Annotated in this window: 6 protein-coding genes; 3 read left to right on the forward strand and 3 right to left on the reverse strand. The window is 31.4% G+C overall.

Features of this window, described 5'->3' with window-relative positions:
• The 3 genes from DIU01_RS09245 to DIU01_RS09255 all read left to right on the forward strand — a co-directional run.
• On the forward strand, positions 1-897 hold an 897-nt coding region (locus tag DIU01_RS09245; RefSeq protein WP_290833753.1), incomplete at its 5' end, for a protein adenylyltransferase SelO family protein.
• A gap of 41 nt (positions 898-938) precedes the next feature.
• The gene (locus tag DIU01_RS09250; protein ID WP_290833755.1) at positions 939-1,301 is read left to right on the forward strand and encodes a DUF1801 domain-containing protein; all 363 of its coding nucleotides are present in this window, start codon (positions 939-941) and stop codon (positions 1,299-1,301) included.
• Positions 1,298-1,705, forward strand: a complete 408-nt coding sequence (locus tag DIU01_RS09255) for an SRPBCC family protein (RefSeq protein WP_290833757.1) — start codon at positions 1,298-1,300, stop codon at positions 1,703-1,705. Before DIU01_RS09250 ends, DIU01_RS09255 begins: the two co-directional genes overlap by 4 nt.
• Before the next feature lie 49 nt (positions 1,706-1,754).
• On the opposite strand, the gene DIU01_RS09260 is transcribed toward DIU01_RS09255, so the two are convergent.
• The 3 genes from DIU01_RS09260 to glmM all read right to left on the reverse strand — a co-directional run.
• Complete coding sequence (locus DIU01_RS09260; RefSeq protein WP_290833759.1) at positions 1,755-3,353, reverse strand: S41 family peptidase; 1,599 nt, start codon at positions 3,351-3,353, stop codon at positions 1,755-1,757.
• 137 nt (positions 3,354-3,490) lie between these two features.
• Positions 3,491-3,964: a hypothetical protein gene (locus DIU01_RS09265; protein WP_290833761.1), complete on the reverse strand. Its 474-nt coding sequence runs from the start codon at positions 3,962-3,964 to the stop codon at positions 3,491-3,493.
• 201 nt (positions 3,965-4,165) lie between these two features.
• On the reverse strand, positions 4,166-5,412 hold a 1,247-nt coding region (gene glmM / locus DIU01_RS09270; RefSeq protein ID WP_290833763.1), incomplete at its 5' end, for a phosphoglucosamine mutase.

Below are 5,412 nucleotides of genomic sequence, written 5' to 3' on the forward strand. Positions count from 1 at the left end.
GAACACTATTATCCTGAAATTTTAATTGATGGAAAATTAAAATATATAGAATTCTTTCAAAAAGTAGCGGATAAAACCCGAAAAATGATTGTTGATTGGCAACGAGTAGGTTTTGTTCATGGTGTAATGAATACCGACAATATGTCGATTTTAGGACTTACAATTGATTTTGGTCCTTATGGTTGGCTCGAAGATTATAATCCCGATTGGACACCAAATACTACCGATAGTCAACACAGACGTTACCGCTTTGGTAATCAACCCGATATCGCGCAATGGAATTTATACCAGTTAGCGAATGCTTTGTATCCGTTAATTGAAATAGCTGAACCTCTTGAAAACATTCTAAACAATTTTAAAGAGCAATATGAAACTGATTATCTTAATATGATGCGAGATAAATTGGGTTTTTCTAAAATACTAAAAGAAGACAAAAAAATAATAGAAGCATTAGAAAATGTACTTCAATTATCTGAAACTGACATGACGATTTTCTTTAGAGAGTTGAGTAATATAAAAAAAGAGCTTTCTGTTGGAGTTGGTATTTCATTAGTAAATAATGCTTTTTACAATCCGAAAGAAATTTCTAAAACTATTCTAAAAAGTTGGGAAAAATGGTTTACTAAATACATTAACAGAATAAAATTGGAAGACGATGCGGATGAAATTCGAAAAACAAAAATGGATCTTGTTAATCCAAAATATGTTTTGCGAAATTACATGGCTCAAATAGCAATAGATGCTGCAAATAACGAAGACTATTCTGTTGTAAATGAATTGCATACAATCTTAAAAAAACCATATGACGAGCAACCAGAATTTGAAAAATGGTATGCCAAAAGACCCGATTGGGCACGCGTAAAAATTGGCTGTTCAATGCTTTCTTGTAGTTCTTAATAATTTTTTTTTTAATTTAGTAGTATCAAACAATTGTTAAGATGACTACTAATTTTAAAACCATTGACGAGTATATTGCTTTGCAACCAGAAAAGGTGATTTTAATTTTAGAGGAAATAAGAGAAACAATAAGAAATGTTATTCCCGAAGCCGAAGAAACTATAAGTTATCAAATTCCCACATTTAAATATCATGGAAATTTAGTACACTTTGCGGCCTACAAAAACCATATCGGTTTCTATCCTGGACATTCTGCCGTGGAAGCTTTTAATGATTATATCACCAATTTTGCTACCTCAAAAGGAACAATTCAATTTCCTATTGATGAACCAATTCCGTTGGATTTAATTTCGAAAATTACTGCATTTAGAGTTAAACAAAATTTAGAAAAAAAGAAAAAATGATCACTGTAAAAACTACCGTAACTGCTTCACTAGAAAAAGCTTGGGATTTTTGGACAAATCCAGAACACCTTACAAAATGGAACAACGCTTCAGATGATTGGCATTGTCCAAAAGCTACTAATGATTTGAAAATAGATGGAAAATTCAATTTCACTATGGCAGCAAAAGACAATTCTATGAGTTTTGATTTTGAAGGAATTTATACGAATATCATCGAATTTAAGCTAATTGAATATACAATCATTGATGGACGAAAAGTAAAAATGTCCTTTGAAGAAACTCAAAATGGAATTGAAATTACAGAATCATTCGATCCAGAAAATGTGAATCCAGAAGAACTACAACGTCAAGGTTGGCAAAGTATCATCGATAATTTTAAAAAACATGCCGAACAGTGGCATTGACGAAAGTAATTTCGATAAAGCAATCGGTCAATGAAAAATCTGATTAATTTCAGTGTTTTTTCTTTATATCTTCCATAATCCAATCCAATTGCGGATCGTTATTTTTCACTTTATCTTCAATTGTAAGCGGAATTTCAACATCGGGAAAAATACCTCTTCCTTCAACCGCTGTTTGATTGATTGTTCTAATATCCATTAAACCCAATCGCAAAGGAATTTTTGAATTTGGCAAATCTACCACTGGCATAATTCCAGCAACAGTTCCGTTAAATGCGCCACCAGTTTCTTCACCTACAAAAGTTACATTCGGGTTTGATTTCAAAGAAGATGATAAAATACAAGAAGCCGAAAAACTTCCGCCATTGATTAAAACATAGATTTTTCCGTTATAATTATTGCGTGCAAATTTGCTTTTTCTGGAACCTACAAGTCGGTATTCATAAGTTCCATCTGGTTTTTTTGTAGTTCTAAAATACGAAAATCCTATGTAAAAAGGATAAGCAATTGCAGCAAACGGATAAGCAACGGCAGGCAATTCTCTAAACAAACCCCATTTGAACAAACTGGTTTTAGAAGTAACTTTGGCTGGCTGCAAAATCACAAAATCTTTATCGGTTAAATACGAGTACAAATTCACCGCATCGGCAACTCTTCCACCTGGATTGTCACGAATATCGATGATTAGATTTTGAATGTTGTGCTTTTTTATAGAATCAAAAATGGCTTTATAAGACTTTGAATAAATTCCTTCTGAAAAATTTTTAACTTTCAAAATAGCAACTGTACTATCCGATTTTACAAAATTCAAACTCTTAGCATATTCTTTAGTCAAAGCATTATAACCATAGATTCTTTTGAATTTTTTATCAAATTTTAGTTTCGCTTTATCAATTGGCTTTTTCGCTACTGCTTTCACCGAATCTTTTTCAACAATTTTACCTTTAGAAACTTCTTTTTTTTCAGGTTTATTTCTAGAAATAACAGTGGTAAAAGTAGAATCCTTTTGCTTAAAAACATAAGTTAAACTATCATTTATACCGATTTCATTGGTCATATAAAGGTAAAATCTTTTATTGAAACCTTTGCGAATGTAAGTTTCATTATAACCATCAGAAGTTACCGATTTCCGATATTTATTGAAAAGCGATTGTGGAGCAATTCCATTAATAGTAACAACTTCGCTTCCCAAACTGATGTTTTTCTTTTTTGATTTATTTTTAATAACAAAAAGTTTGCTGTTTTCCCATTCAAAAGTAAATTGCGATAATGGTCCATCGCCCATTTTCTTTATACGTTTGGCTTCTGTTTTTGAAAGTTTCTTTGAAAGTGGCGTCATTGTCATATGACCTTGTCTAACCGAAGCAATAACTGGAGAAATTACAAAGTAAAACTCTGAACTAGTCATTGGTTTATTGACTACTTTTCGAATGCTATCAAACTTAAAGTTGAGTTTTTCTTTAGAAATATATCCGTAAAGATTTGGATATAGTTTTTCTAATTTGTGTTGGGTATAGTCAATGTCTTTTTGAAGTTTTTCAACAGAAATAGGTTGCGCTAACTTAAAATTATATTTTTCTACCGAAGTACAATTAGCTAACAGTAAAGAAATTACAACTATAAAGGAAATCCTCGTAATTTTAAAAGACATATATTTTTGTTTTGGAAATCAAATATAGGATTATTTGGGTTTTGAAGAAATTTGTTAGGAAATATTTAGGAAATTATGAATTGAAAATGAAAGAAACTTTAAATAAAGCACTAAAAAAAAATGTTAGTAATAGACCATCATTCTAATTCTTTTAGTTTTTCAACTAATAAATCTAACTTTTCTTTTTCAAACCCAAAATCACGTTCTTCTAAACAAAAGACTTTTTTATTATTCTGCCATATTTTTAAAGTCCATTTTCCACCACTTCTTGAAGCAATTTTTTTGTATTCGTATTCCAACTCTTCGAATGAAATATTTTTTTCACAGTGGTTTTTAAATAAAGTAATATATTCAAATTTTAACTTTTTATTTTCATAATCAATTTCTATCAATTGATAAATTTTTCTTGAAAATACATACACAATCATTAATGAAGATATTACAAAAAAGAAACCATTTGTAAAAGGAATTGAGTGGCTTTTATTTGGTTTTAAAATAGGATATAATAACTCAGCTAATGCAAAGAATGAAATTACGATCAAAATCATAATAAATAAATCTTTTCTAGAGTGTTTCCTTTCGGGTTCGATAAGTAAGTTTTTATTCTTCAATTTTCTGTTTTATAGAAATTTTTAGATTTACTACTAAGATTAGGTGAATATTCGCAACTAATTAACCATTATCCCAATCAAGTAAAATCACGAACTACATTCCCCAAATATAATTAAATCTAAAACCATTCCACAAAAAAACCTTCCAAAATTACTTTCGAAAGGCTTCTATATTTGTAAAGGGTCTGAAATAAATTCAAATTAAATCCCAGCAATAACTTTAATCTCGCCAATAATTCTTTCAGCCAAATTATCTGCTAAATCTTGCGTAGCAGCTTCAGTATAAATTCTAATAATTGGTTCCGTGTTTGATTTTCTTAAATGTACCCAATTTTCGGCGAAGTCAATTTTTACACCATCAATTGTAGTAATATCTTCATTTTTATACTTTTCTGTCATGGCCACTAAAATTGCATCAACATCAATTTGTGGTGTTAATTCAATTTTATTTTTACTCATATAATATTGCGGATAACTTGCTCTCAGTTCGGCAACCGTTTTAGTTTGGTTTGCCAAATACGTCAAGAACAACGCAACACCAACAATACTATCACGACCATAATGCGATTCTGGATAAATGATTCCGCCATTTCCTTCACCTCCAATTATTGCGTTTGTAGCTTTCATCAATTCTACTACATTCACTTCGCCAACAGCACTTGCTTGGTAACTTCCGTTGTGTTTGTTGGTAATGTCACGCAATGCACGAGACGAACTCATGTTAGAAACCGTATTTCCTGGAGTTTTACTCAACACATAATCGGCAATCGCAACCAAAGTATATTCTTCACCAAACATTTCGCCATCGTTAGAAATAAACGCCAATCTATCAACATCTGGATCAACTACAATTCCGAAATCTGCTTGTTCTTCTACTACCAATTTGCAAATATCTCCCAAATGTTCTTTCAAAGGTTCTGGGTTATGAGGAAAATGTCCGTTAGGTTCGCAGTATAATTTTACGCATTCCACACCCATTAATTCTAATAATTTTGGGATGATAATTCCACCTGAAGAATTCACAGCATCAACAACAACCTTAAATTTCTTGGTTTTCACCAAATCGGCATCAACTAAAGGCAAATCCAAAACTTCATCAATATGAATATCCATATACGAATCGTTTACGGTAATTTCTCCCAACGAATCAACATCAACAAAATCAAATGCTTCACTTTCGGCAATTTCTAGAATCAACTCGCCTTCTTTTCCGCTAAGGAATTCACCTTTTGCATTCAGTAATTTCAAAGCATTCCATTGTTTCGGATTGTGTGAAGCAGTCAAAATAATTCCACCATCGGCCTTTTCCATCGGAACAGCAATTTCAACTGTTGGTGTTGTAGAAAGTCCTAAATCGATGACATCAATTCCTAATCCAAGCAACGTATTCATCACTAAATTATGAATCATTGGTCCAGAAATTCTCGCGTCTCTTCCTATAACAACCT

The organism is Flavobacterium sp., assembly GCF_003525665.1.
Lineage (GTDB): Bacteria > Bacteroidota > Bacteroidia > Flavobacteriales > Flavobacteriaceae > Flavobacterium.

Coding starts and splice junctions, on each gene's coding strand:
- DIU01_RS09250 (WP_290833755.1), top strand. CDS start 939: ATGACTACTAATTTTAAAACCATTGACGAGTATATTGCTTTGCAACCA.
- DIU01_RS09255 (WP_290833757.1), top strand. CDS start 1,298: ATGATCACTGTAAAAACTACCGTAACTGCTTCACTAGAAAAAGCTTGG.
- DIU01_RS09260 (WP_290833759.1), bottom strand. CDS start 3,353: ATGTCTTTTAAAATTACGAGGATTTCCTTTATAGTTGTAATTTCTTTA.